Raw genomic sequence first — 23,501 nt, 5'->3', positions numbered from 1 at the left:
GCATCAATTTTTACGAGAGAACAAAGCGAGTAACAAAAATACCTGCCACAAGAGGAAATTTCTCTTGTGGCAGGTATTTTTTGTATGAAAAAGTAAATAAATTTTAAGAGGTTGTGAAAAAGCTGCCCTGTATCAAGCAATAAGAACAGCCAAATAAAAACAACTTGTCCTGTTTTCCGTTTGGTTTCTCTTATACTCAGGTCAGGGCACTAATTTCACACCCTCTTACTTATTCTTCATCTGGTGTCATGACCATCGGTAAAATCATTGGATGTCTTTCTGTACGTTCGAATAAGAATGGCTGAAGTGCGCCAGTCATCGCTTCTTTCAATTTATATTCTGAACAGTCAGGTCCATTTAAACATTCTCTTAAAGCATGGAATAAGATTCGCTGAGCTTCATTGATCATTTCTCCTGATTCTCGCATGTAGACAAATCCACGAGAGAGAATATCTGGACCAGCCAAGATTTCTTTTTTCTTGATATCTACTGTTGCAACAGCTAATACAAGACCTTCTTCTGAAAGCAAGTGACGGTCACGTAAAACGACATTACCGATATCGCCGATCCCGCTACCATCGATATACACATCTCCAGCCACAAAATGCCCAGCTGGACGTGCAGAATCGCTAGTTAACGCTAAAACATCGCCATTTTCCATGATGAAGCAGTTTTCTGCAGGAACACCTACATCTTGTGCTAGAGAAGCATGGACTTTCAGCATGCGGAATTCTCCATGGACAGGGATAAAATATTTTGGTTTCATCAAGCGAAGCATCAATTTTTGTTCTTCTTGTCCACCGTGACCGGAAGTATGGATGTTATTGATTTTTCCATGGATTACTTCTGCGCCAGCTTCAGACAGCAAGTTGATCAAATGATTGACACTTGTTGTATTACCAGGGATAGGTGAACTTGAAAAGATCACTGTATCGTCTGGCTGGATTTGGATTTGACGGTGGGTACCATTTGCAATACGGCTCAAAGCGGCCATCGCTTCCCCTTGAGAACCTGTACATAGGATCATCGTTTCGTTAGCAGGCAAGCGATTGATTTCATGTGCATCTACAAATGTGCCGTCTGGAACTTTGATATATCCTAAACGTTGGCCATTGACAATGGCATTTTCCATGCTACGTCCGAAAACAGCGATTTTACGACCAGTCGCCACAGCGGCATCTGCTGCTTGCTGCAAACGGAAGATATTAGAAGCAAAGCTGGCAAAAATAATACGACCTTCGATTTTTGAAAAGATCTTCAAGATAGAATGACCAATCGTTTTTTCTGATTTAGTAAATGTTGGAATCTCAGCATTTGTACTATCAGATAAAAGGCACAAGACACCTTCTTCCCCGATACGAGCCATTTTATGCAAGTTTGCTGGTTCGCCGACGGGAGTGAAATCAAACTTGAAGTCTCCAGTCGCTACGATATTACCAGAAGGTGTTTTTACCACGATCCCTAATGCGTCTGGGATACTATGAGTCGTTCTGAAAAAGCTGACAGAAGTTTTTCTAAAACGAATAATCGTATCTTCATTGATTTCATGAAGCTCTGCCTCTCGAAGCAAGCCATGCTCATCTAATTTGTTCGTGATCAACGCTAATGCGAGAGGACCAGCATAGATAGGAATATTTGCTTGTTTTAGCAAGTAGGGTATTCCGCCGATGTGGTCTTCATGTCCGTGAGTAATCACTAGGGCTTTTACTTTGTGCAAGTTTTGTATGATGTAGCTGTAGTCGGGAATGACATAGTCAATTCCAAGTAGATCGTCTTCCGGGAACTTGATCCCGGCATCAATCAAAATGATTTCATCTTGGAATTGTACCCCATACGTATTTTTCCCGATTTCACCTAATCCACCAATAGCAAAGACGCCTGTCTCATTATTTTTGATGGAAAGTTTCATATTAAAACTCCACTAATGAGAAATCAGCATTTTCTTTTTCGTATTCTAGATGACTTCCTTCTAGAAGTTGAACGAATTCAATATTGTATGGGGTATTTTCTTCCACACGTTGGCGAGCGTCTACATCGCTTTTTGCCTCAATGTAAAGAGATTTTGTTTCTTCCCGTTTAGGGTTACGTACTTTTGTTTCTTGATAATAAACTTTATAGATCATTGTTTTGTCTCCTTTATCTGCGTAAAGCAGTGATTTAGCTAGTTGATTTTTTTAGACAACACAAAACGAGGGGACAAGCCACCTAGTTTTTCATATGCTTTGACTAGAATACTGGATTCGAGTCAAAGAGACAAGCCTCGTTTTTGCTCATCTGTTCGGATATTTTTTCAACCGTACCTTCTGTATAAAAAATATACAACAATTAATTGTTATTCTAGCATAAAACAGCAAATAAGTATAGAAATCAACTAGATTGAAAGAAAAAATCAACGTTTATCATTTTACTATAATCATAATGACTTTTTTATGAGAGAAGTGTTCTATTAATAGGTTCGTTGTGCTATCATTTTTAGTAATGAAAATGTAACAAAAGATTAAAAGGAGATGAGAAAGTGAAACTAATGTGGCATTATACCATGCGTTATAAGAAATTCTTGTTTTTCAATTTTATATGCGTATTCGGTTTTATTTTGATTGAATTAGGACTTCCTACGATTTTAGCGCGTATGATTGATGTAGGAATCCGCAATGATGATTTTGATTATGTGAAACAGCAAGGGATATTTATGATCGTTATTACCGTAATCGGTATTATTTTGAATATCTTGTTAGGTTATTTTGGTTCGAGGATCACGACCAATATCGTAGCAGATATTCGAGATGACTTGTTCGAAAAGATCCAAAGCTATTCGCATCAGGAGTACGAAAATTTAGGCGTATCTTCCTTGATCACTCGTACAACAAATGATGCTTATCAGATCATGTTGTTCCTGCAAAATATTTTACGTATCGGTTTCATGGCGCCGATGATGTTCGTTGTCAGTTTGTACATGGTCATGCGTACAAGTGTGACACTCAGCTTGTATGTAGTAGGCGCATTGCCTTTGCTATTATTGGCGGTCGTAGCGATTGCTAAGGTGTCTGAGCCGTTATCTAAAAAACAACAAAAAAACTTAGATAAAATCAATAGTATCTTGCGGGAAAACCTTTCAGGATTGCGTGTGATTCGTGCATTCGTCAATGAAAAGTTTGAAGAAAAACGCTTTGCTGTAGTCAATGAGAATTATGCTGCTAGTTCGAAAAGCTTGTTCCGTTTGATGGCTGTTGCACAACCAGGTTTTTATTTCTTATTTAATATCGTGATGGTATTGATCATTTGGAGCGGGGCAGTGCAAATCGATGCTGGCGAACTTCGGGTAGGAGATTTGATTGCATTTATCGAGTATATATTCCATGCCTTATTCTCATTCATGTTATTTGCCAGTGTGTTCATGATGTATCCAAGAGCAGCCGTTTCAGCTGGACGTATCCAAGAGGCACTAGATGCCAAACCTTCGATTGTAGAAGATCCAAATGGTATATCGGATACGAAGACTAAAGGGTATATCGAATTTCAAAATGTAACATTTGCTTATCCAGGCCATTCGCAAGAGCCAGTGATTCGAAATGTCAGTTTTACAGCCTCTCCAGGAGAAACCGTTGCTTTTATTGGAAGTACCGGTAGCGGAAAATCTACGTTGATTCAATTGATTCCTCGCTTTTATGATGTGAGTGAAGGAAAGATCTTGGTCGACGGAGTAGACGTGAGAGATTATCGGTTAAGCAAGTTGCGAGACAAGATTGGGTTTATTCCGCAAAAAGCGCTGCTATTTACTGGAACGATTGCCGATAATTTGCGATACGGGAAAGAAGATGCCACACAAGAAGAAATGGAACGTGCAGCTGAGATTGCTCAAGCTTCAGAATTCATTTCTCGAAAACCAGATGGATTTGACGAACATTTATCAGAAGGTGGTTCCAATTTTTCAGGCGGACAAAAACAACGATTGGCAATAGCCAGAGCCATCATACGCCGTCCGGAAATCTATATTTTTGATGACAGCTTTTCTGCATTAGATTATCAAACGGATGCGAAGTTACGTGCTCGTCTGAAAAAAGAAACAACAGAATCTACTGTATTGATCGTAGCACAACGTGTGGGAACGATCATGCATGCAGATAAGATCATCGTATTAAATGAAGGAGAAGTCGTCGGTATGGGGACACATCGGGAGTTGTTGGAAAAATGCCCGATTTATTATGATATTGCCGCTTCTCAATTATCAAAGGAGGAACTAGCATGAAAAAAACCTTTTCTTCCTTAAAACGTTTAGCTCGATATATCAGACCGTATCGTGGGACTTTTCTTCTAGTGATCCTATTTACAGTTCTGACAGTGGCTTTCAACGTGGCTTTGCCATATGTTACAGGACTTCCCACTACAGAAATCAGCCGTAATATTGCCAATGGCGAATCAATCAATTTTTCTTATATATTCAAATGTCTTATTTGGATCACAGTTGTCGGAATAGGGTATTGTATTTCGCAATTGCTTTCTGGTGTTTTGATGACAAATGTCGTTCAAAGTGCCATGCATGATTTGCGAAGAGATATAGAAGAAAAAATCAATCGTCTTCCGGTTTCTTATTTCGATAAAAACCAGCAAGGAAATATTTTGTCTCGTGTGACGAATGATGTAGATGCAGTCAGCGGTGCTTTACAACAAGCTTTTATTGGTATCGTAAATGCGATATTGGGAATTACGTTGGCTGCAGCAATGATGTTTTATATCCAGCCGATGATGGCGCTGATCTCTATGATCATGATTCCAACATCGATCTGGATCTCCAAACGAGTGATCAATGCTTCGCAGAAATATTTTCAAAGCATGCAGAATTCGCTTGGTGAGCTAAACGGCTACGTTCAAGAAAATATGACAGGTTTCAGTGTATTGAAAGTATACGGACGCGAAAAAGAAACATTGGAAGGATTCAAAAAAGTAAATCACAGCTTGAAATACTTTGGGTTCCGCGCAGCGTTCATTTCTGGGTTGATGATGCCATTAGTCCAACTAACTGCCTATGCTACTTATATTGGTATGGCTGTTCTAGGAAGTTTCTATGTTATTACTGGAGCAATCGTTGTTGGTCAACTTCAGGCGTTCATCCAATATATTTGGCAAATCAGCCAGCCGATGGGGAACGTGACACAATTGTCTTCTGTTTTGCAAAGTGCATCAGCGGCAACAAAACGTGTATTCGAGATTTTAGATGAGCCAGAAGAAAAAGAAAACAAAGTAGATGTTTTACTGCCAGAAACGATTTTAGGAGATGTGACATTCGATCATGTCGATTTTGCGTATGATCCGAAGAAACCATTGATCCAAGATTTGAACTTTGAAGTGAAAGCAGGTCAAACCGTGGCTGTCGTCGGTCCGACTGGTGCCGGCAAGACGACCTTGATCAATCTATTGATGCGTTTTTACGACGTAGACAAAGGAGCTATCAGGATCGACGGGATTGATACCAAATCAATGAGCCGCAGTGATGTCCGTTCCTTGTTTGGTATGGTCTTACAAGATGCATGGCTCTATCAAGGAACGATTGCCGATAATATCCGTTTTGGAAAGCTTGATGCGACAGATTATGAAGTAGTAGATGCTGCAAAAACAGCAAACGTAGACCATTTTATCCGGACAATGCCAGATGGATATGAGATGGCCATCAATGCTGAGGGAGACAATGTGTCTTTAGGACAAAAACAGTTGCTGACGATTGCCCGAGCAGTGGTTTCAGATCCTAAAATTTTGATTTTGGATGAAGCGACAAGTTCAGTAGACACTCGTTTAGAAGCATTGATTCAAAAAGCGATGGATCGCGTGATGGAGGGGCGGACAAGTTTTGTCATTGCTCACCGTTTATCGACGATACGCGATGCAGATCTGATTCTAGTGATGGACCAAGGTCAGATCATTGAAAAAGGAACACATGAGAGTTTATTGGCACAAGGCGGATTTTATGAAAAACTGTATAACAGCCAATTTGCTGAGGAAGCAGGATAAATCATAGAAGGATAAAACAGTTTGAAACTTATTTTTTGTTCTCCTTTCTTGATAATGGTAAAGTAAGGTTATCAAAAAAAGTGAGGGCACGGAGATGGAACAGTTCTTAAATGAAAAAATCACTGAAGCCAAAAGAGAAATTGATCGTTTAACGCACGTCTGTCAGACAAAACCATTTGATTCAGCTGATTTTTTTGAAAATGAGTTTCAAATCGAACGCTTGGCAGCACAAATCGAAGTGTACGAATTAGTTTTGAAGAAAGTAATAGAAGAAAAGATAGAGGTACAATAAACAGGTAAAACGTCAGTTTACCAGATAGCGCAAATAGGCATCTGGACTGAGCAGGTTTTACCTGTTTTTTCTTATAAAATAAATATATGCTATGATACATTTATTCAATAGGATTAGTTTCTACAAAAAAACGAAAGGAGAAAATAGAGATGGAACGGTTTATAGCATCAAATGCTACAGTGATTGGCGACGTGACATTGTCAGAAGATGTGACGATCTGGTATCAAGCAGTTTTACGCGGGGACAGTAATTGGATAAAAGTAGGACAAAGAACGAATATCCAAGATGGTACAATCGTCCATGTCGATCATGATGCACCTGTAGATATTGCGGAGAATGTGACGGTAGGACATCAGTGCATGCTACACGGCTGTACAATCGAAAAAGGGGCGCTGATCGGGATGGGAACCACGATATTGAATCATGCGGTTATTGGTGAGAATAGTTTGATTGGTGCTGGATCATTAGTAACAGAAGGAAAAGTTATTCCTCCTAATGTCTTGGCTTTTGGTCGTCCAGCTAAAGTGATCCGGCCTTTGACAAAAGAAGAAATCCAAAAAAACAAAGAAAACATCCAGCATTATGTCGAAATAGGTCGGATGCATGCGCAAGGAAAATTCAAGGAGCAAAGATAGGCAGTAGCATCCATAAAAATAAAAAAAGGATGGTCAGTTTGAGCTGGCCATCCTTTTTTTGGTTTAGATAAGAGAGCTTAAAAAGCTTCCTTTGAAACAGATTAATTTAATGAAGAACTGTTTTCCATGACTTCATCAATCAATCCATATGCTTTTGCTTGTTCAGCTGTCATATAGTTGTCACGGTCTGTATCTTTTTCAATCACTTCAAGCGGTTGGCCAGTGCGTTCAGCTAAAATTTTGTTTAAGCGTTCGCGTGTTTGTAAAATATGACGTGCCGCAATTTCGATTTCAGTTGCTTGACCTTGAGCGCCGCCAAGAGGTTGATGGATCATGATCTCAGCATTTGGTAAAGCAAATCGTTTCCCTTTTGTACCAGCTGTCAGCAAGAAGCTTCCCATTGAAGCAGCCATACCCATAACGATTGTTTGGACATCTGCTTTGACAAAGTTCATTGTGTCGTAGATAGCCATACCTGCTGTAACTGAACCACCAGGAGAATTGATATAAAGATAGATATCTTTTTCAGAATCTTGAGCATCTAAGAAAAGCAATTGGGCGATGATCGAATTAGCAAGATCATCAGTTACTTGGCCGCTTAACATGATGATACGGTCTTTCAATAAACGTGAGTAGATATCGTAAGCTCTTTCGCCTCGTGATGATTGTTCAATGACTGTAGGAATTAAATTCATAATAGAGTTCCTCCTTGGTTTCGTTTAGAAATAGTGTACCATAATTTAGTTTCTAATACCTAAAAAGTAGTATACATTTTTGGTCAAAAAAGGTCAAATAAAAAACTTAGGCAAATTAGTCGCATAAACCTGCTTTATGGTATGATAAGCAGAGAAGCAAAACAAGGAGGAACAACAGATTGATAGTTGGTATTACCGGTCTTATCGGCGTGTTGACGGGTGCTGTAGTTGTCTATATCGGCATGATACTGCAAATGCGTCACTTAGAAAATAAAGAACAGCGTAGACGTGAATTGGAATTGAAAGTCAAAGAAATCGAGACGCTGAACCAATTAAATAAAAAGATCAACGAGATCTTGCAAAAACGGACGACGCTGATGGAAGAATATGTCAGCTTTGATGCATTCGATGATTGTTATATCACGATTGACGATTTTGCGTATCTCCAATCATTTTCAGCGCAGAATAGTTTTTATCTGCCAAATTATATTTTAGATGAGCTGTTTAAGAACATCTCCCATCGAAAAGTGATTTTATCTCCAGATGAAACAATGAAGATTGGTGGATATGCTTATAAAGGCGGACGCGTGATTTTAGAGAATTTTACGGATAGTTTGACTGAAATGATCAATGAAAAAAAAGCACAGTTGAAGACTATGACGCGCCAGCCGATTGGTTTCTTCTCGAAAGATGATGTTTGGAGCTGATATTTTGAAGTATTGCCGTTGCACATGAGAGCGTGGCAATGCTTTCTTTTTTTCTTAATGATACAATAGAACTGAACGGAGTGAAGAAAGATGTTACAAATCTATGCTCATCGCGGAAGCAGCGGTACCCACCCAGAAAATACCCTTCCTGCATTTGCAGAAGCTGTACGAGTAGGTGCAGATGGTATCGAACTAGATGTTCATCTAAGCAAAGATGGTTATTTGATCGTTATGCATGACGAAGAAGTGGATCGGACGACTAACGGTAAAGGGCTGATTCGAGAAAAAACATTGGAAGAACTCAAAAAATTGAATGCAGGAGGCAAATTCAGCAAAGAATTTCCAGCAGCTAAAGTCCCTGAATTGAAAGAAGTTTTAGGACTGCTTCTCCAAAAAAATTACCGAGGGATGCTAATGATTGAAATTAAAACTGATCAGTATGAATATCCCGGTATCGAAGAAAAATTAGCCGAAACATTAAAAAGCAGAGAGTGGCCTTTTCAACATGCATATTGCAGCTTTCATTTGGCTTCTTTGGAAAAAATCGCGTTATTGGAACCAGAGATACAGTTGGACTTATTGATGAGTACTTCTGATAAAAAGATCCAACTAGCAGCAGAAACCCCTTATATAGAAGGAATACATCCAAAAAATACTTGGTTGTTCGAACATCCAGGCCAAGCAGCTGATTTTCCAAAAGCAATTCGTGCATGGACGATCAACGATGAAGAAGAAATGGCCAAATGTCAAGAACTCAAAATAGATGGAATAATAACTGATTTTCCGGAGAAAGCTCTTCGGTGGAAACAAACAACGAAAAGTAGGTAAAATATGGAAAAAGTATTAGTGATCGTCGGTCCGACAGCAGTCGGTAAAACAGCGCTAAGTGTGGAACTCGCACAACTATTTGGTGGAGAGATCATCAGCGGTGATTCATTGCAAATCTATAAAAATCTGGATATCGGTACAGCAAAAATCAAAGAAGAAGAGATGAATGATGTTCCGCATCATTTGATTGATGTGATCGAACCTACTCAATGTTACTCAGCCGCTGATTTTCAGCATTCAGGTCGACAATTGATTACTGAGATTGCGAATCGAGAGCATCTACCTATCATAGCTGGTGGCACGGGTCTGTATATCCAATCCCTTCTATACGATTACCAGTTAGGGGCGACAGAAGAAGCGAATCCTGAGATTAGAAAAAAGTATGAAACGTTAGCCGAGACAATTGGTTCCCAAGCGTTATGGAATCAGTTGAAAGAAAAAGACCCGGCAGCTGCTGAGAAAATCCACTGGAACAATCAACGCAAAGTGATAAGAGCTCTGGAAGTTTTGGAGACGACCGGGCATAGTATCACGGCACCTAAAGAAGAGCCAAAGCGATTATATGATTACCTCATGATTGGGTTAGATACGAAGCGTGATGTCCTGTATGATCGAATCAATCACAGAGTCGATTTGATGCTAGCAGAAGGCTTGGTAGCAGAAGCACGTAAGGTATATGAGCTTGGAGAAGTCCAAGCCAGTCAAGGGATTGGATATAAAGAATTTTTCCCTTATTTTGAAGGGAAAGAAACATTGGAAGAAGCAACAGAACAAGTCAAACTACATTCGAGAAGATACGCGAAACGTCAGTTAACGTGGTTTCGTAACCGTTTGGATGCACAGTGGTTTGATCTTATAAGTGAGCCAAATCAAAAAAGTCAGATTGAGCAAACAATCAAAAAATGGCTGGAGGCGGAATAAAATGGAAGAAAAAGTAATCATCGTAGGGGTAGAAACCGAAGCAAACCAGCGTTACTTTTCAGAGTCAATGGAAGAGCTAGTTCAGCTGACGAACACCGCATCAGGAGAAGTTGTATTCACAATTACACAGAAAAGACCACAAGTAGATCGGCAAACGATTATCGGGAAAGGGAAATTACAAGAATTAGTTCAACAAGCAGATGCGCATGAAGCGGATTTGATCATCTTTAATCATGAACTGACTCCGAGACAGAGTCAACTGATTACGGATGCTGTTGGCCTTCCGGTGATTGATCGAGTACAGCTGATCCTAGATATTTTTGCGATGCGTGCTCGTTCGAAAGAAGGAAAGCTGCAAGTTGAACTTGCTCAGTTAGAATATCTTCTGCCTCGTTTAGTGGGGCAAGGGAAAACATTGTCTCGTCTTGGTGGTGGGATTGGAACAAGAGGACCAGGTGAAACAAAGTTAGAAACAGACCGCCGACATATACGGAATAAAATTTTTGCTGTTAAGAAAGAATTGAAAGAAGTAGAAGCCCATCGAGAGCGCAACCGTCAAAAAAGAAAAAACAGTGAGATTTTTCAGATTGGTCTTATAGGCTACACGAATGCTGGGAAATCAACCATCTTGAATTTATTGACACAAGCGGATACTTATTCAAAAGACCAGTTGTTTGCAACGTTAGATCCATTGACTAAAAGATGGCGTTTTGCTGAAGGATTTGAGATTACAGTAACAGATACCGTCGGGTTCATCCAAGATCTGCCTACGCAACTGATCGATGCTTTCCATTCTACACTAGAAGAAAGTCAGAATATGGATCTTTTGTTGCATGTAGTCGATGCCAGTTCTCCAGATCGCATTTTACAAGAGCAGACTGTACTAAAATTGATGGATGAATTGAATATGAAAGAAATGCCGATACTGACTGTTTACAATAAGGCAGACCAGATTGATCCAGCGATGTTTACACCCACATTATTCCCTAATGTATTGATTTCTGCTCAAACGAAAGAAGGGAAGACGGCATTGATCGAAGCAATCAAGCGTCAACTGATGGAACTGATGACACCTTATACACTGTCTGTGCCAAGCAATGAAGGACAGAAATTAAGTGAGTTAAGAAGACAAACGATGGTTTTGGACGAAGCCTACATGGAAGAATCAAACGAGTATGAAGTGAGAGGCTTTGCAAAAAATGATTCAAAATGGTTAAGAAAAAGCAAATAAAATTTTGTTTTTTTACAATAAAAATCACTGGGAAAGAATAGCATAGTACAATAAAAGTAAAAGGTATCTGGTACGAAAATCAACTAGATGCCTTTTTTGTTATTTTATAAAAAAACAGAGGTCTCATGTTAGAAAACCTAACATATGCAGTTGACAATATTTTTTTTAATTGGTACACTTTAGCCAACTTATAAAACGAAAGGGGACGTCTGATGGGAGAAAAGGAATTGCGCCGATCTATGTCCGTATTTCCAATTGGTACAGTTATGAAGCTGACTGATTTATCTGCTCGGCAAATACGTTACTATGAAGAACAAGATTTAGTTCATCCGGAACGAAGTGAAGGAAATCGCCGCATGTATTCGTTGAATGATATCGATATGCTGCTTGAGATCAAAGATTATCTTTCAGACGGGTTAAACATGGCTGGGATCAAACGTGTATACGAAATGGCACAGGCGAAAAAACAAGAAGCAAAAAGCAAGAAGCCGTTGACAGATCATGACGTTCGACAAATTTTTCGTGATGAGATTTTGGCGCAAGGTGGGTTAAGCAAAACAGGTCATTATCAGTCGCAAGGATTGCAAAGACAATTCTTTGACTGAATAAATTAAAAAAGGAAGAGGGATACCATGGTAAAGAAACAGATAACAGGTGAAGAGATCAAACGAATCATTGAGGAAGAAAACGTACGATTTTTACGATTGATGTTCACAGACATCTTAGGTACGATTAAAAATGTAGAAGTTCCAGTGAGCCAGATCGACAAAGTGTTAGAAAACAAAATGATGTTTGACGGTTCTTCGATTGAAGGATTTGTTCGAATTGAAGAAAGCGATATGTATTTGTATCCAGATCTCTCCACTTGGATGATCTTCCCATGGGAAAGTGCTCATGGAAAAGTTGCTCGTTTAATTTGTGATATCTATAATCCAGATGGGACACCGTTTGCCGGCGATCCTCGTGGGAATTTGAAACGAGCATTGAAAGACATGCGCGACCTTGGTTTTACCTCTTTCAATTTAGGACCTGAACCAGAATTCTTCTTATTTAAATTAGACGAAGACGGTGGGATTACAACGACCTTGAATGATAAAGGTGGTTATTTTGATTTTGCACCAACAGATTTAGGTGAAAATTGCCGCCGTGACATCGTGTTGGAATTAGAAAGCTTAGGCTTTGAAGTGGAAGCTTCACATCATGAAGTAGCGCCAGGACAGCATGAAATTGACTTTAAATATGCAGATGTGGTAGATGCTTGTGATAATATCCAAACCTTCAAGCTCGTTGTCAAAACGATTGCACGCAAGCACGGACTTCACGCAACTTTCATGCCGAAACCGTTATTTGGAATCAATGGTTCTGGTATGCATTGCAATATGTCTTTGTTCAATGATGAAGGTAATGTCTTCTATGATAAAGACGGTGAATTGGAACTAAGTGAAACAGCGTATCATTTCTTAGGCGGGTTGCTGAAACATGCTCGTGCCTATACAGCCGTTTGCAATCCAACAGTCAATTCTTATAAACGTCTCGTTCCAGGTTATGAAGCGCCTGTTTATGTCGCGTGGAGCGGTCGTAATCGTTCGCCATTAGTACGTGTACCAGAATCTCGCGGATTGTCCACACGTTTGGAATTGCGTTCAGTTGATCCATCTGCAAACCCATACTTGGCAATGGCAGTGTTGTTGCAAGCAGGACTAGACGGTATCCGTAATCAGATCACACCGCCAGCCGCTGTTGACCGTAACATTTATGTCATGGATGAGGAAGAAAGAGAAGCTGCACATATCCAAGACTTACCTTCAACTATCCATAATGCTATCAAGGAATTACGTAAGGATAATGTAATGATTGATGCATTAGGACAACATATCTTCTCAAATTTTGTTGAAGCAAAACGTCTCGAATGGGCGGCATTCAGACAAACTGTTTCCGAGTGGGAAAGAGAACAATATCTAGAACTTTATTAAAACAGGAATAACGTGAATTAGAGGTTGTGAAATCAGCGTTTTGACCTGAGTATTAGAGAAACAAACGGAAAAATAGTTCCTCATATTTTGCCGTTTTTTGAGCTAATACCGAGGGTCAGCTGATTGAACACCGTTTATTTAGAAATAAGGGGGGCACGACGTTTGTCGCCCTCCTTATTTTTTTATCTATTGTTTCACTTAAAATTTTTCAGTAAAGATTTCCTGACTTGCTTAAGTTTAACGTTAGCCATGTTTATCTCAAGCCTATTATGTGGGTTAAATTTTTTTGCACTCATAAAGGACTTAAGAAATAATTTCTCAAAGGATACCGAAAAAGAAAAATTGTAAGCGGATAGTCTTCATTTGAGTACTTGACTTTCCCTCAGTCAGCTTGTATTATACACCTTGGGCACCCTTTTAAAGGGTCAGAAGTTTACAGAAATTTCGGCTCCCTATTCTTATTGAAGAATAGGGAGCTTTGTTTATTTTCTGAGACTTTTCCTGCACATAAATTAAAAAGGAGTTTTTGAACTTATGACAAAATATATTTTTGTGACCGGCGGTGTCGTTTCATCAATCGGAAAAGGGATTGTTGCAGCTTCTTTAGGACGCTTATTGAAAAACCGCGGCTTAAAAGTAACTATCCAAAAATTTGATCCATACATCAATGTGGATCCAGGGACGATGAGCCCATATCAGCACGGAGAAGTATTCGTAACAGATGATGGTGCTGAAACAGATTTGGATCTGGGCCACTACGAACGTTTTATTGACATCAATTTGAACAAATACTCCAACGTGACGACAGGAAAAATCTATTCTGAAGTTTTGCGTAAAGAACGTAAGGGCGAATACTTGGGAGCAACAGTTCAAGTTATTCCTCATATTACAAATGAGATCAAAGAAAAAATCATGCGAGCAGCTAAAATGACTGATTCAGATGTGATCATTACAGAAGTAGGAGGAACGGTAGGAGATATAGAATCTTTGCCATTCCTTGAAGCACTTCGTCAAATGAAAGCAGATGTCGGTACAGATAATGTTATGTATATCCATACAACGTTGATCCCTTACTTGAAAGCTGCTGGAGAAATGAAAACTAAACCAACACAGCACAGTGTAAAAGAGCTACGCGGTTTAGGTATCCAACCGAATATTTTGGTGGTACGTACAGAGCAACCTGTTTCTCAAAGCGTGAAAAACAAATTGGCACAATTTTGTGATGTCGAGCCAGAAGCAGTCATCGAGTCGCCAGATGTAGATACACTTTACTCCATCCCGTTAGTTTTACAAGCACAAGGAATGGATCAAATCGTTTGCGATCATTTGAAACTAGATACACCAGAAGCAGACATGACAGAATGGAAAGAATTAGAAGAACGTGTCTTGAACTTGAAGAAAAAAGTACGGATCGCACTTGTCGGTAAATACGTCGAGTTACCAGATGCATATATCTCAGTAGTTGAAGCATTGAAACATTCTGGTTTCGCCTATAACTCAGACATCGAGATCGATTGGATCAAAGCACAAGAATTAACGAGAGAAAATGTAGAAGAACGTTTGAAAGATGCAGATGGAATCTTAGTTCCTGGCGGTTTCGGCGATCGCGGAGTAGAAGGGAAAATCGAAGCGATTCGTTATGCTCGCGAAAATGACGTTCCGTTTTTAGGGATTTGTCTTGGTATGCAGATGGCTTGTGTCGAATTTGCACGTAACGTCGTTGGGTTGGAAGATGCGGCATCAGCTGAAACGAATCCAGATACAGCAAACAACATTATTGATTTAATGGCTGACCAAGAAAACATCGAGAATTTGGGTGGAACTTTACGCCTTGGATTATACCCATGTAAAATCAAAAAAGGAACGAAGACGACTGAAGCATATGATGGAGCTGATGTTGTGCAAGAACGTCACCGTCACCGCTATGAGTTCAACAACAAATATCGTCAAATGTTTGAAGAACAAGGGTTAGTCTTTTCAGGTGTCTCACCAGATAACCGTTTAGTAGAAATCGTAGAACTGCCAGAGAAGAAATTCTTTGTGGGATGCCAATTCCACCCAGAATTGATTTCTCGTCCAAATCGTCCGCAAAAATTAATCAAAGCATTTGTCGGAGCATCATTAGCAGATCATGAAACAAAATAATTTTTTAGCTTGATAGAAAGAGAAAAGCAGCAAGAGAAAGGGATAAGCAATTTTCTTGTCACTTTTCTCTTTTTCTGATTTGTTATTATTAATAGGAAAAAAGATAGGAAGTAAAAGACTTTTTTTGAGTAAAGAGCGATTAAGCATTTTATTTTTTGCAAAAAACTTCTTGAAAATTTTCATTTTCATTGATTTTAGTAGAAAACTACCGAAATGTTTGGTAAAATAGGGTCGTTGGTTAAGAATTGTCTTAACAAATTTAGTTTTACAAAACTTAGGAGGAATTTTATTATGCCAGTAGTATCAGGAGCTGAATTTTTAAAAGCTGCTCGTAAAGGCGGTTACGCTGTCGGCGGGTTCAACACAAACAACTTGGAATGGACTCAAGCAATTCTTGAAGCGGCTGAAGCAAAACAAGCACCAGTACTTATCCAAACATCAATGGGTGCAGCTAAATACATGGGTGGTTACAAAATCTGTAAAGATTTGATCACTGATTTAGTTGAAGCAATGAACATCACTGTTCCAGTTGCTATCCACTTAGACCATGGTGACTACGAAGCTGCTTTGGAATGTATCGAACTAGGCTACACTTCAGTAATGTTCGATGGTTCACATCTACCATTCGAAGAAAACTTGAAATTAGCTAAAGACGTTGTTGAAAAAGCACACGCAAAAGGTATCTCAGTTGAATGTGAAGTTGGTTCAATCGGCGGAGAAGAAGACGGAATCATCGGTAACGGCGAATTAGCTGACATCGAAGAATGCAAACAAATGGTTGCTACAGGTATCGACTACTTAGCTTGCGGTATCGGTAACATCCACGGTCAATATCCAGAAAACTGGAAAGGATTAGCATTTGACCACTTACAAGCAATTGCTGATGCTGTAGGTCCAGACATGCCTTTAGTATTACATGGCGGATCAGGTATTCCTCAAGATCAAATCGAAAAAGCTATCTCAATGGGTATCTCAAAAGTAAATGTTAACACTGAATTCCAATTATCATTTGCTGCAGCTACTCGTAAATATATCGAAGCTGGTAAAGATAAAGAAGGTAAAGGATTCGACCCTCGTAAATTATTAGCTCCAGGTAAAGCAGCAATCGTTGAAGATGCGAAAGCTCATATCGACTGGTTTGGTTCAGCTAACAAAGCGTAAGCATCCACATAACAGATACGATGTATAGGAATGGAGAACGACTTTTGAAGTCGTTCTCCATTCTTTTTTACTTAAAACGGCAGACCATGCTCGTTTCTTTTTTTTATCTATGATAAAATACAAGCATATCCATGAAAAAAGATTAATAAACAAGGTGGAAACAGATGAAAAAAATCGTAATCAAAGGAAACCAACCTTTAGCTGGTGAAGTAACGATCAGCGGTGCAAAAAATAGTGCAGTCGCATTGATTCCAGCTGCAATCTTAGCTGATTCCCCAGTGATTTTGGAAGGTGTGCCGGACATACAAGATGTTCATTCATTAATTGAAATATTAGAGATCATGGGCGCAACGGTCCATTTTTCCAACAACATATTAGAAATTGACCCGCGGGAAATCGTATCGGTTCCGATGCCGCACGGAAAAATCAATAGTTTGCGTGCGTCTTATTATTTTATGGGAACACTGCTTGGTAAATTTGGCGAAGCGGTAGTAGGCCTGCCTGGAGGCTGTTATTTAGGTCCTAGACCGATTGATTTACACGTCAAAGGATTTGAAGCTCTAGGTGCTGAAGTGACAAATGAACATGGTGCCATGTATTTACGGACAAAAAATGAAGAGTTGCATGGCAATCGGATTTTTATGGACGTGGTTTCAGTCGGAGCTACAATCAATGTGATGTTAGCTGCTGTAAAAGCAAAGGGACAGACAGTAATTGAAAACGCTGCACGAGAACCGGAAATCATCGACGTGGCAACTTTACTGAATAATATGGGGGCAAAAGTTCGAGGAGCGGGTACAGATGTGATCCGTATCGAAGGAGTCGAAGCATTACATGGCTGTCGTCATTTCATGATTCCTGACCGTATCGAAGCAGGAACCTATCTGGCATTAGCAGCTGCAGCAGGAAAAGGTATCAAAGTGAAAAATGTGATTTTTGAACATTTGGAAAGTTTTATAGCAAAATTGCAGGAAATTGGCGTCCATATGAAAATCAGCGAAGATGAAATCGAAGTTTACCCCTCAAAAGAATTAAAAGCCGCAAATATCATGACCTATCCTTATCCAGGATTTGCCACAGATCTGCAGCAACCACTCACTGCGTTGCTATTGATGACCGCAGGCACTTCAGAAATCATCGATACGATCTATGCGAAACGGGTGAATCACGTGCCTGAATTAGCTCGAATGGGCGCTGATATTACCGTGGAAGGAAATATGATCATCGTGAATGGTCCAAATAAACTTCACGGGACAGGAGTCGTGGCTTCCGATCTTCGGGCAGGTGCTTGTTTAGTGATTGCCGGACTATTAGCAGAAGGAACAACGACGATTTATAACGTAGATTATATCTTACGCGGTTATGATCATATTATCGAGAAACTAACAGCCTTAGGGGCATCAATCGAAATGATAGAGGAAGTGGGAGCTGAATGAGCGATTATTTGACAATGGCAGAACTAGAGAACAAAACGTTAAAAGAAGTTTATAGTTATGCCAAAGAATTTAAAATTCCTTATTACAGTAAGATGAACAAAAAGGAATTATCTCTAGCTGTGATTCGTGCACAAGCTGAGAAACAAGGATTTTATTATATGGAAGGGATATTAGATATCGTTGGTCAAGATGGTTACGGTTTTTTACGGCCAATTAACTATGGACCAAGTGCAGAAGATATCTATATTTCTGCCTCACAAATCAGACGATTCAGTTTGAGAAATGGGGACAAAGTGGCAGGAAAAGCCCGTCCACCTAAAGAATCGGAACGTTATTATGGTTTGATGCACGTGGAAAGCGTTAATGGAAAAGATCCGGAAGAAGCAAAAGAACGTCCGCATTTTCCAGCCTTAACACCTCTTTATCCGCAAAGACAGCTACAACTGGAAACAACACCGCAAAGACTATCTACCCGAATGATCGATATCTTCTCTCCAATCGGTTTTGGTCAGCGTGGATTGATCGTCGCACCACCAAAAGCAGGGAAAACTTCTGTATTAAAAGAAATCGCAAATGGTATCACCGAAAACTATCCGGAAGTAGAATTGATCGTTCTACTGATTGATGAACGTCCGGAAGAAGTAACGGATTTAGAACGAAGCGTGAAAGGCGACGTGGTATCTTCTACATTTGATCTGCAGCCGCAAAACCATACTCGAGTTTCTGAATTAGTATTGGAACGCGCCATGCGTTTGGTCGAAGATAAACGAGATGTCGTTATCTTGATGGATAGTATTACTAGACTTGCTCGGGCCTATAACTTAGTCGTTCCACCAAGCGGACGTACATTGAGTGGCGGGATTGACCCAGCCGCATTGTATAAACCTAAGAAATTTTTCGGGGCGGCAAGAAACATCGAAGAAGGTGGCAGTTTGACGATTTTAGCGACCGCTTTAGTCGATACAGGAAGCCGCATGGATGACGTGATCTATGAAGAATTCAAAGGAACTGGAAATCTAGAATTACAACTTTCACGCGAGTTATCCGAACGTCGGATCTTCCCAGCCATCGATATCAAAAAATCAGGTACCCGAAAAGAAGAATTATTGATGCCAAGTGAAGAACTAGAAGAAATTTGGAAACTTCGAAAAAATATGACTGGAGATTCATTAGAATATACGGAACAACTGATCCGCTTTTTGCGTAAAACAAAAAACAATCAGCAATTTTTCAAAGAATTTCAAGATGTCTCCTTTGGTAAAAAAAATCCGACCAGAAATCTGAAAAGATAATTGCAACCTTGACTGAAACATGTTAAGATGTTAATGTTGTAAATCGACAAATCAACTCTGGTTCAGCAAATGGAGCAGGGCAAAGGAGCGAAAAAATCATGAAAGAAAACATCCATCCAGATTACCACCCAGTAGTATTCATGGATTCAACAACTGGTTTCAAATTCTTGTCAGGTTCAACAAAAACTTCACAAGAAACAGTTGAATGGGAAGACGGTAATACATACCCAGTCATCCGTGTCGAAGTAACTTCTGACTCACATCCATTCTACACTGGACGTCAAAAATTCACACAAGCAGACGGACGTGTGGACCGTTTCAACAAAAAATACGGTCTCAAAGACGCAAACGCTGCGGAATAATAAAAACGCTGATAACTCAACGTTTAACAGACTATCCGATAGGGATAGTCTGTTTTTTTCGTTTTTGACCATAATGAATAGATGGATATCGTTACTCAAAAATGGGTGGGATACAGTAAATTTTTTCGAATTTTATTAAACCAAATTTAAATTCATGGATTAAACTATCCATCTCTAATAATTCTAGTCCTTGTAAAATTTTCATTATTCGTTTTCGTCCTTTGATGCTATCTCCTTCTATATGACAGATTAATGCCTTATAAAATTGAATGGATATCTGAGTATCTTTTGCAAACAATAATCTATGATGAGTAGCTTCAAATTTTTGTAAGTATTGTTTAGAAAAGTGAATATTTTTGCGTTCTAACATTAAAAGAAAAGCATTATTATAAAGACTGGATAATATCGGATGGAATATTTCAAAATCGTTGTATTTTTCAATTTTGCGTTCGATTTCTGTAAGCCTTTGGGAAATATAGTTTGTATCAAAAAGAAATAGTAATGAGCTAAAACTGATCATTTCAAATCTTCCCCACTCATTTACTTTTTCTAAATAATTGGCAAAGTGATCCAGGTGTTCTTTATCATTTTTATTCAGCTTACGTTTTTCTATGGGCAGAGTATACCAATCAAAAGTTTTTATGATTAAATAGTTGCGAATATCAACAATGTCTCGTGTAGTATTTGCTTTTTTTCGAATGATTTCTAAAGTATACTTCCGTGATCCTCTATTCTCTCTAGTAGCTTTAATAAAATCTTTTATCTTTTTATTTTTTTTTCGTATGCTATCAAATTCTAGATATAAGACAAATTCATCCATGGTTATATTCAATTTATCAAGAAATTCCAATAAAATAACAAAAGGTATGCTATTTTTTCCAGTTTCATATCTAGATAATGTATTTCTTGTTGTTATATTGTGAGCTAAATTTTTTTGAGAGATACCTCTTTCTACACGCAATTTCTTAAGCAATTCCCCGCTATCCATATCACCGCTCCGTTCTTTTATAATTGTTATGCGCAAATTAATCACAAAATGAAAATAATACGTATTTTTAATCATAATAACATAGTAGATAAAATAAAAACACGGGAGGTGTGTATTTAATATTGAAAATCGGGGATAGGTTGTTATTTGGGTGGTGGATAGATTGTCGATCGATTATTTATCCCAGTTCTAAATGTTTCTGCAAGCAAAGTAGTTAATTCTAAGACAACAAATGAAAAAATGATTTCAGATTTTACGGATGAAAAATTAGATATATTCACGAAGTTGTTTGATATTACGGAAACTACAAAGTTAGTAAGTACAATAGTAACTAATGATATGAAGTCAAGATTTCAAATGAATTACGCAATAGAAATATGATTATTCATGTACCAAAAAGCTCGTTGGATTTAACAAACGCAAAAGTTCTAGAAGTTACAGAAAATTCAAAGGATTTTTATACGATCACGGTGCCCATAGTAGGTGATGATTATAATTTATTTAGTAATTTGACGGTTACTTACAGTCAGAATGGAGAAAATGAAGGATATCAAGAAACTATTATTAGTCGAGGGTTGAACAATAAAATTCAAATTGAATCTTATGTAAACGGTAAATTGATGAAATCTGATTTACTTAATGAAGAGTTTTTATCTAACGAGCAAATTAAAAAGGACATGCAAAATGTATAAAAGCAAGGAGTTTTGTTACCTCAGAGTAGAGGTGTTGCTGCTAAAATTGCTTGTATTGTTGTTGTTCTTGGTATTAGTAAATACGTTGCGACTATCATTGCAGGAGCTTGTGTTGCTCCGTGCCCAGCTATACAAGTTATTTGTGCTGCTTGTATTGGAGGTTTTGCAGCTTTAGGCACTGGGACGATGAGTTTCGTAGTGGCTTGTTTTAAACTTTGATTGGATTGATGAGATGTGAAAAAGTCGATTAAAACTAGCAGAATAATTATATAGTTTCTATGTCTCTTTGTAGTAGCATTCTCGTTGATTTTTTTCAAACAGGCAGATTTGGTATGAATAATATTCTACCTGTGATAAAGACAGAAATGTTAAAATCAAAGTTTGATGGTTCTGATACTTTTTTATTATATGTAGGTAGACCGACTTGCATTCAATGCCAAGAAATTGAACCTACCCTTCGAAACATATTAAAAAGTGTAGGAGTAAAAGCCAGCTACTATAGAACTGATATAGCTCGAAACGAAGATGAAAAGAGCTTAGAGGAAGTAGCTAAAAAGCTTGATTTAACTGTAGTACCCTCATTATTAATGATTTCTAAAGGTGTTTTAGTTGATAGATTAGATGGTGTTTACACTGCAAAAGCTATTTCTGAATTTTTAGAAAATAATAAAACTATTTTTGAGGAGGATGCATAGTTGTTTATCCCTATATATAGCATGATACTTCTAGGCTTATTTTTAGTATTTTGTCTTTACGCTCTGAAAATACTTCAAAAAAATAATGATGATACGCGACGACAAATAGCACAATTAAGAAAAGATATTGAGTTGATCTTGGAAAAAATTAGGGAAAATAATTAAAATGGTGGATTTACGTTACTTAGAGAATTATTCTAAGCGAGTGTTTTTGTTAGCGGTTTCGTTTGTCTCTGGATGCTTTATCAGTCCTAGCGAATTAAAATTAAGTAATTTCAATTTTCGTACATTGACAAACGAGTGCGAGAACAAATTTATTTTTAGCTTATCTACGGATAGTCAAACTATTGATAGGTTATCCAAAGCATATGGACAAAAGTATCTAAACTTGGATTTTCTTGAAAATCAAGGGAAAACTTCATGGTGTGCAGCATACGCTACTACAGCTATTATCCGTTATCAAACTAGGAAAAGTTTTCCTACTGCACGACAGATGATGACAACTTTGTATCCAAGTTCATCCAATTTAGCAGATGAATCTGCCTCAAATATCCAATGTATTAGCTACGCTAATTCTTATGGATTTCATAGTATTTCAAATAGATGGGGGACAGCTACAGCAGAAGGAACGATGCTTGAAATTAATGCGAATCGGCCATATTGGGTATCTGCGCTAAAACAAACTAGAGGGAAGGATAGGCATGCGTTTGTTGTTAGAGGGTACGCTAACTTTGATTTTTATAAAACGATTTCCGTATGGAATCCATGGAGTAATTCAAGCTATGGATATGATCTACTGGACCCTTCCAGTCATTTGATTAGTACTCATGGGGTGGTATTCAAACAAGATTCAGGATTATTTTCTTGGCATTATCTATAAATAGCATTAGGGGTGTTAGGAGTGAAGTATAAAAAAATTTCTTCTCTTATTCTAGTAACAATATTATTATGTACGGCTTGTTCTTCTCCCGCTAGTCAACCGAAGAAAAAAGAACTAGAATTATCAAAGGAAGAATGGGAGCAGCTAACTTTTTTTTGTGGAGAATGGGTATATACGGGAGATGAATCAATGTGGACAATCAACATTGATAAACATTCAATAGACATTTCGTATGATAAACACCAGTTTAATGGTGCTTTCACAGGCATAAAAGTAAATGATGGGTTGACGATATATTGTGAAGATAATCAATGGGCCTACACATTGGATAAGAGAGATGATGAGCGTATATTCGTTATACGCAGTAAGCTAGATTCTGGAACGACTTCAAATGCGATGGGAATAGAGTTAATAAAAAAGTAAAGAAATTAGAATAATTATATCAAAGGAGAGCAAATGAAGAAATTTAATTTTGTGCTGTGTATTTTTACAGTTGTACTGATATTTGTTTTATCAAAAAATATATATGCGATGGGAGCGTCAATAATTTTGTGTAAATGGTTCT

The 23,501-nt window shown here is 38.4% G+C and carries 25 protein-coding genes; 19 read left to right on the top strand and 6 right to left on the bottom strand.

Annotated elements, in window-relative coordinates:
- Nucleotides 1-229 precede the first annotated feature (229 nt).
- On the bottom strand, nt 230-1,909 hold the full coding sequence (gene rnjA / locus HMPREF2961_RS04795; RefSeq protein ID WP_002310218.1) for a ribonuclease J1: 1,680 nt from the start codon (nt 1,907-1,909) through the stop codon (nt 230-232).
- A gap of 1 nt (nt 1,910) precedes the next feature.
- On the bottom strand, nt 1,911-2,123 hold the full coding sequence (locus HMPREF2961_RS04790) for a DNA-directed RNA polymerase subunit epsilon (RefSeq protein ID WP_002287947.1): 213 nt from the start codon (nt 2,121-2,123) through the stop codon (nt 1,911-1,913).
- A gap of 392 nt (nt 2,124-2,515) precedes the next feature.
- Here HMPREF2961_RS04790 and efrA point away from each other — a divergent pair, with 392 nt between their 5' ends.
- From efrA to HMPREF2961_RS04770, 4 genes are all read left to right on the top strand, one after another.
- Nucleotides 2,516-4,246, top strand: a complete 1,731-nt coding sequence (gene efrA / locus HMPREF2961_RS04785) for a multidrug efflux ABC transporter subunit EfrA (RefSeq protein WP_002314241.1) — start codon at nt 2,516-2,518, stop codon at nt 4,244-4,246.
- Complete coding sequence (gene efrB / locus HMPREF2961_RS04780; RefSeq protein WP_002315451.1) at nt 4,243-6,003, top strand: multidrug efflux ABC transporter subunit EfrB; 1,761 nt, start codon at nt 4,243-4,245, stop codon at nt 6,001-6,003. The genes efrA and efrB overlap by 4 nt, the downstream gene beginning before the upstream one ends.
- Nucleotides 6,004-6,097: 94 nt before the next feature.
- The gene (locus tag HMPREF2961_RS04775) at nt 6,098-6,295 is read left to right on the top strand and encodes a hypothetical protein (RefSeq protein WP_002315450.1); all 198 of its coding nucleotides are present in this window, start codon (nt 6,098-6,100) and stop codon (nt 6,293-6,295) included.
- 149 nt (nt 6,296-6,444) lie between these two features.
- Nucleotides 6,445-6,930 carry a gamma carbonic anhydrase family protein gene (locus HMPREF2961_RS04770; RefSeq protein WP_002310223.1) on the top strand — a complete coding sequence of 162 codons (486 nt, stop codon included), beginning with the start codon at nt 6,445-6,447 and terminating at the stop codon, nt 6,928-6,930.
- 101 nt (nt 6,931-7,031) lie between these two features.
- Here HMPREF2961_RS04770 and clpP read toward each other — a convergent pair whose 3' ends face one another.
- Nucleotides 7,032-7,625 carry an ATP-dependent Clp endopeptidase proteolytic subunit ClpP gene (gene clpP, locus HMPREF2961_RS04765; RefSeq protein ID WP_002289402.1) on the bottom strand — a complete coding sequence of 198 codons (594 nt, stop codon included), beginning with the start codon at nt 7,623-7,625 and terminating at the stop codon, nt 7,032-7,034.
- Nucleotides 7,626-7,804: 179 nt separating this feature from the next.
- Here clpP and HMPREF2961_RS04760 point away from each other — a divergent pair, with 179 nt between their 5' ends.
- The 7 genes from HMPREF2961_RS04760 to HMPREF2961_RS04730 all read left to right on the top strand — a co-directional run bounded on the left by HMPREF2961_RS04760 (nt 7,805) and on the right by HMPREF2961_RS04730 (nt 15,430).
- Nucleotides 7,805-8,332 (top strand): CAP domain-containing protein, encoded by a 528-nt coding sequence (locus HMPREF2961_RS04760; RefSeq protein ID WP_002289403.1) that lies wholly within the window; start codon nt 7,805-7,807, stop codon nt 8,330-8,332.
- 90 nt (nt 8,333-8,422) lie between these two features.
- Nucleotides 8,423-9,160, top strand: a complete 738-nt coding sequence (locus tag HMPREF2961_RS04755) for a glycerophosphodiester phosphodiesterase (protein ID WP_070704044.1) — start codon at nt 8,423-8,425, stop codon at nt 9,158-9,160.
- Between the two features lie 3 nt (nt 9,161-9,163).
- Nucleotides 9,164-10,081 (top strand): tRNA (adenosine(37)-N6)-dimethylallyltransferase MiaA, encoded by a 918-nt coding sequence (miaA, locus tag HMPREF2961_RS04750; RefSeq protein ID WP_002315448.1) that lies wholly within the window; start codon nt 9,164-9,166, stop codon nt 10,079-10,081.
- Between the two features lies 1 nt (nt 10,082).
- Nucleotides 10,083-11,312, top strand: coding sequence for a GTPase HflX (gene hflX / locus HMPREF2961_RS04745; RefSeq protein ID WP_002290340.1), 1,230 nt, complete (start codon nt 10,083-10,085; stop codon nt 11,310-11,312).
- Nucleotides 11,313-11,524: 212 nt separating this feature from the next.
- Nucleotides 11,525-11,917, top strand: coding sequence for a MerR family transcriptional regulator (locus HMPREF2961_RS04740; RefSeq protein ID WP_002290339.1), 393 nt, complete (start codon nt 11,525-11,527; stop codon nt 11,915-11,917).
- Nucleotides 11,918-11,944: 27 nt separating this feature from the next.
- Nucleotides 11,945-13,285 carry a type I glutamate--ammonia ligase gene (gene glnA, locus HMPREF2961_RS04735; RefSeq protein WP_002287001.1) on the top strand — a complete coding sequence of 447 codons (1,341 nt, stop codon included), beginning with the start codon at nt 11,945-11,947 and terminating at the stop codon, nt 13,283-13,285.
- A gap of 534 nt (nt 13,286-13,819) precedes the next feature.
- On the top strand, nt 13,820-15,430 hold the full coding sequence (locus tag HMPREF2961_RS04730; protein WP_070704041.1) for a CTP synthase: 1,611 nt from the start codon (nt 13,820-13,822) through the stop codon (nt 15,428-15,430).
- Here HMPREF2961_RS04730 and HMPREF2961_RS15890 read toward each other — a convergent pair.
- A complete protein-coding gene (locus tag HMPREF2961_RS15890; protein ID WP_080000618.1) occupies nt 15,407-15,619 on the bottom strand; it encodes a hypothetical protein in 213 nt (70 codons plus the stop codon). The genes HMPREF2961_RS04730 and HMPREF2961_RS15890 overlap by 24 nt on opposite strands.
- Nucleotides 15,620-15,721: 102 nt before the next feature.
- Between HMPREF2961_RS15890 and HMPREF2961_RS04725 the strand changes: the two genes are divergently transcribed.
- The 4 genes from HMPREF2961_RS04725 to HMPREF2961_RS04710 all read left to right on the top strand — a co-directional run bounded on the left by HMPREF2961_RS04725 (nt 15,722) and on the right by HMPREF2961_RS04710 (nt 19,681).
- Nucleotides 15,722-16,591 (top strand): class II fructose-bisphosphate aldolase, encoded by an 870-nt coding sequence (locus HMPREF2961_RS04725; protein WP_002290335.1) that lies wholly within the window; start codon nt 15,722-15,724, stop codon nt 16,589-16,591.
- A 164-nt stretch (nt 16,592-16,755) separates the two neighbouring features.
- Nucleotides 16,756-18,027 (top strand): UDP-N-acetylglucosamine 1-carboxyvinyltransferase, encoded by a 1,272-nt coding sequence (locus tag HMPREF2961_RS04720; protein WP_070704038.1) that lies wholly within the window; start codon nt 16,756-16,758, stop codon nt 18,025-18,027.
- A complete protein-coding gene (gene rho, locus HMPREF2961_RS04715; RefSeq protein WP_002290332.1) occupies nt 18,024-19,319 on the top strand; it encodes a transcription termination factor Rho in 1,296 nt (431 codons plus the stop codon). The genes HMPREF2961_RS04720 and rho overlap by 4 nt, the downstream gene beginning before the upstream one ends.
- A 98-nt stretch (nt 19,320-19,417) precedes the next feature.
- Complete coding sequence (locus HMPREF2961_RS04710) at nt 19,418-19,681, top strand: type B 50S ribosomal protein L31 (protein ID WP_002290330.1); 264 nt, start codon at nt 19,418-19,420, stop codon at nt 19,679-19,681.
- Nucleotides 19,682-19,772: 91 nt separating this feature from the next.
- Here HMPREF2961_RS04710 and HMPREF2961_RS04705 read toward each other — a convergent pair whose 3' ends face one another.
- Nucleotides 19,773-20,669 (bottom strand): helix-turn-helix domain-containing protein, encoded by an 897-nt coding sequence (locus HMPREF2961_RS04705; RefSeq protein WP_070704036.1) that lies wholly within the window; start codon nt 20,667-20,669, stop codon nt 19,773-19,775.
- Nucleotides 20,670-21,046: 377 nt separating this feature from the next.
- Between HMPREF2961_RS04705 and HMPREF2961_RS04700 the strand changes: the two genes are divergently transcribed.
- Nucleotides 21,047-21,361 carry a hypothetical protein gene (locus tag HMPREF2961_RS04700; RefSeq protein WP_002315444.1) on the top strand — a complete coding sequence of 105 codons (315 nt, stop codon included), beginning with the start codon at nt 21,047-21,049 and terminating at the stop codon, nt 21,359-21,361.
- A 20-nt stretch (nt 21,362-21,381) separates the two neighbouring features.
- Here the strand turns inward: HMPREF2961_RS04700 and HMPREF2961_RS15335 are convergent, their stop codons facing one another.
- Entirely contained in the window at nt 21,382-21,678 is a 297-nt protein-coding gene (locus tag HMPREF2961_RS15335; RefSeq protein WP_156238171.1) for a hypothetical protein, read from the bottom strand.
- A gap of 48 nt (nt 21,679-21,726) precedes the next feature.
- Between HMPREF2961_RS15335 and HMPREF2961_RS04690 the strand changes: the two genes are divergently transcribed.
- The 3 genes from HMPREF2961_RS04690 to HMPREF2961_RS15660 all read left to right on the top strand — a co-directional run bounded on the left by HMPREF2961_RS04690 (nt 21,727) and on the right by HMPREF2961_RS15660 (nt 23,359).
- Nucleotides 21,727-22,056, top strand: coding sequence for a thioredoxin family protein (locus HMPREF2961_RS04690; protein ID WP_226088651.1), 330 nt, complete (start codon nt 21,727-21,729; stop codon nt 22,054-22,056).
- A gap of 166 nt (nt 22,057-22,222) precedes the next feature.
- Nucleotides 22,223-22,936, top strand: coding sequence for a C47 family peptidase (locus HMPREF2961_RS04685; protein WP_002315441.1), 714 nt, complete (start codon nt 22,223-22,225; stop codon nt 22,934-22,936).
- Between the two features lie 21 nt (nt 22,937-22,957).
- A complete protein-coding gene (locus tag HMPREF2961_RS15660) occupies nt 22,958-23,359 on the top strand; it encodes a hypothetical protein (RefSeq protein ID WP_002320697.1) in 402 nt (133 codons plus the stop codon).
- The last annotated feature ends 142 nt before the right edge of the window (nt 23,360-23,501 follow it).

It is taken from the genome of Enterococcus sp. HMSC076E04 (assembly GCF_001814285.1).
Taxonomy (GTDB): domain Bacteria; phylum Bacillota; class Bacilli; order Lactobacillales; family Enterococcaceae; genus Enterococcus_B; species Enterococcus_B lactis.
The sequence above is the reverse complement of the archived record's forward strand: the minus strand, read 5'-3'. Positions and strand labels throughout refer to the sequence as shown.

Excerpts from the sequence above, each read along its gene's own strand:
- rnjA (WP_002310218.1), bottom strand. The coding sequence starts at position 1,909 with ATGAAACTTTCCATCAAAAATAATGAGACAGGCGTCTTTGCTATTGGT.
- HMPREF2961_RS04790 (WP_002287947.1), bottom strand. The coding sequence starts at position 2,123 with ATGATCTATAAAGTTTATTATCAAGAAACAAAAGTACGTAACCCTAAA.
- efrB (WP_002315451.1), top strand. The coding sequence starts at position 4,243 with ATGAAAAAAACCTTTTCTTCCTTAAAACGTTTAGCTCGATATATCAGA.
- HMPREF2961_RS04775 (WP_002315450.1), top strand. The coding sequence starts at position 6,098 with ATGGAACAGTTCTTAAATGAAAAAATCACTGAAGCCAAAAGAGAAATT.
- HMPREF2961_RS04770 (WP_002310223.1), top strand. The coding sequence starts at position 6,445 with ATGGAACGGTTTATAGCATCAAATGCTACAGTGATTGGCGACGTGACA.
- clpP (WP_002289402.1), bottom strand. The coding sequence starts at position 7,625 with ATGAATTTAATTCCTACAGTCATTGAACAATCATCACGAGGCGAAAGA.
- HMPREF2961_RS04755 (WP_070704044.1), top strand. The coding sequence starts at position 8,423 with ATGTTACAAATCTATGCTCATCGCGGAAGCAGCGGTACCCACCCAGAA.
- miaA (WP_002315448.1), top strand. The coding sequence starts at position 9,164 with ATGGAAAAAGTATTAGTGATCGTCGGTCCGACAGCAGTCGGTAAAACA.
- hflX (WP_002290340.1), top strand. The coding sequence starts at position 10,083 with ATGGAAGAAAAAGTAATCATCGTAGGGGTAGAAACCGAAGCAAACCAG.
- HMPREF2961_RS04740 (WP_002290339.1), top strand. The coding sequence starts at position 11,525 with ATGGGAGAAAAGGAATTGCGCCGATCTATGTCCGTATTTCCAATTGGT.
- glnA (WP_002287001.1), top strand. The coding sequence starts at position 11,945 with ATGGTAAAGAAACAGATAACAGGTGAAGAGATCAAACGAATCATTGAG.
- HMPREF2961_RS04730 (WP_070704041.1), top strand. The coding sequence starts at position 13,820 with ATGACAAAATATATTTTTGTGACCGGCGGTGTCGTTTCATCAATCGGA.
- HMPREF2961_RS15890 (WP_080000618.1), bottom strand. The coding sequence starts at position 15,619 with ATGAAAATGAAAATTTTCAAGAAGTTTTTTGCAAAAAATAAAATGCTT.
- HMPREF2961_RS04725 (WP_002290335.1), top strand. The coding sequence starts at position 15,722 with ATGCCAGTAGTATCAGGAGCTGAATTTTTAAAAGCTGCTCGTAAAGGC.
- HMPREF2961_RS04720 (WP_070704038.1), top strand. The coding sequence starts at position 16,756 with ATGAAAAAAATCGTAATCAAAGGAAACCAACCTTTAGCTGGTGAAGTA.
- rho (WP_002290332.1), top strand. The coding sequence starts at position 18,024 with ATGAGCGATTATTTGACAATGGCAGAACTAGAGAACAAAACGTTAAAA.
- HMPREF2961_RS04710 (WP_002290330.1), top strand. The coding sequence starts at position 19,418 with ATGAAAGAAAACATCCATCCAGATTACCACCCAGTAGTATTCATGGAT.
- HMPREF2961_RS04705 (WP_070704036.1), bottom strand. The coding sequence starts at position 20,669 with ATGGATAGCGGGGAATTGCTTAAGAAATTGCGTGTAGAAAGAGGTATC.
- HMPREF2961_RS04700 (WP_002315444.1), top strand. The coding sequence starts at position 21,047 with ATGATTATTCATGTACCAAAAAGCTCGTTGGATTTAACAAACGCAAAA.
- HMPREF2961_RS04690 (WP_226088651.1), top strand. The coding sequence starts at position 21,727 with ATGTTAAAATCAAAGTTTGATGGTTCTGATACTTTTTTATTATATGTA.
- HMPREF2961_RS04685 (WP_002315441.1), top strand. The coding sequence starts at position 22,223 with ATGGTGGATTTACGTTACTTAGAGAATTATTCTAAGCGAGTGTTTTTG.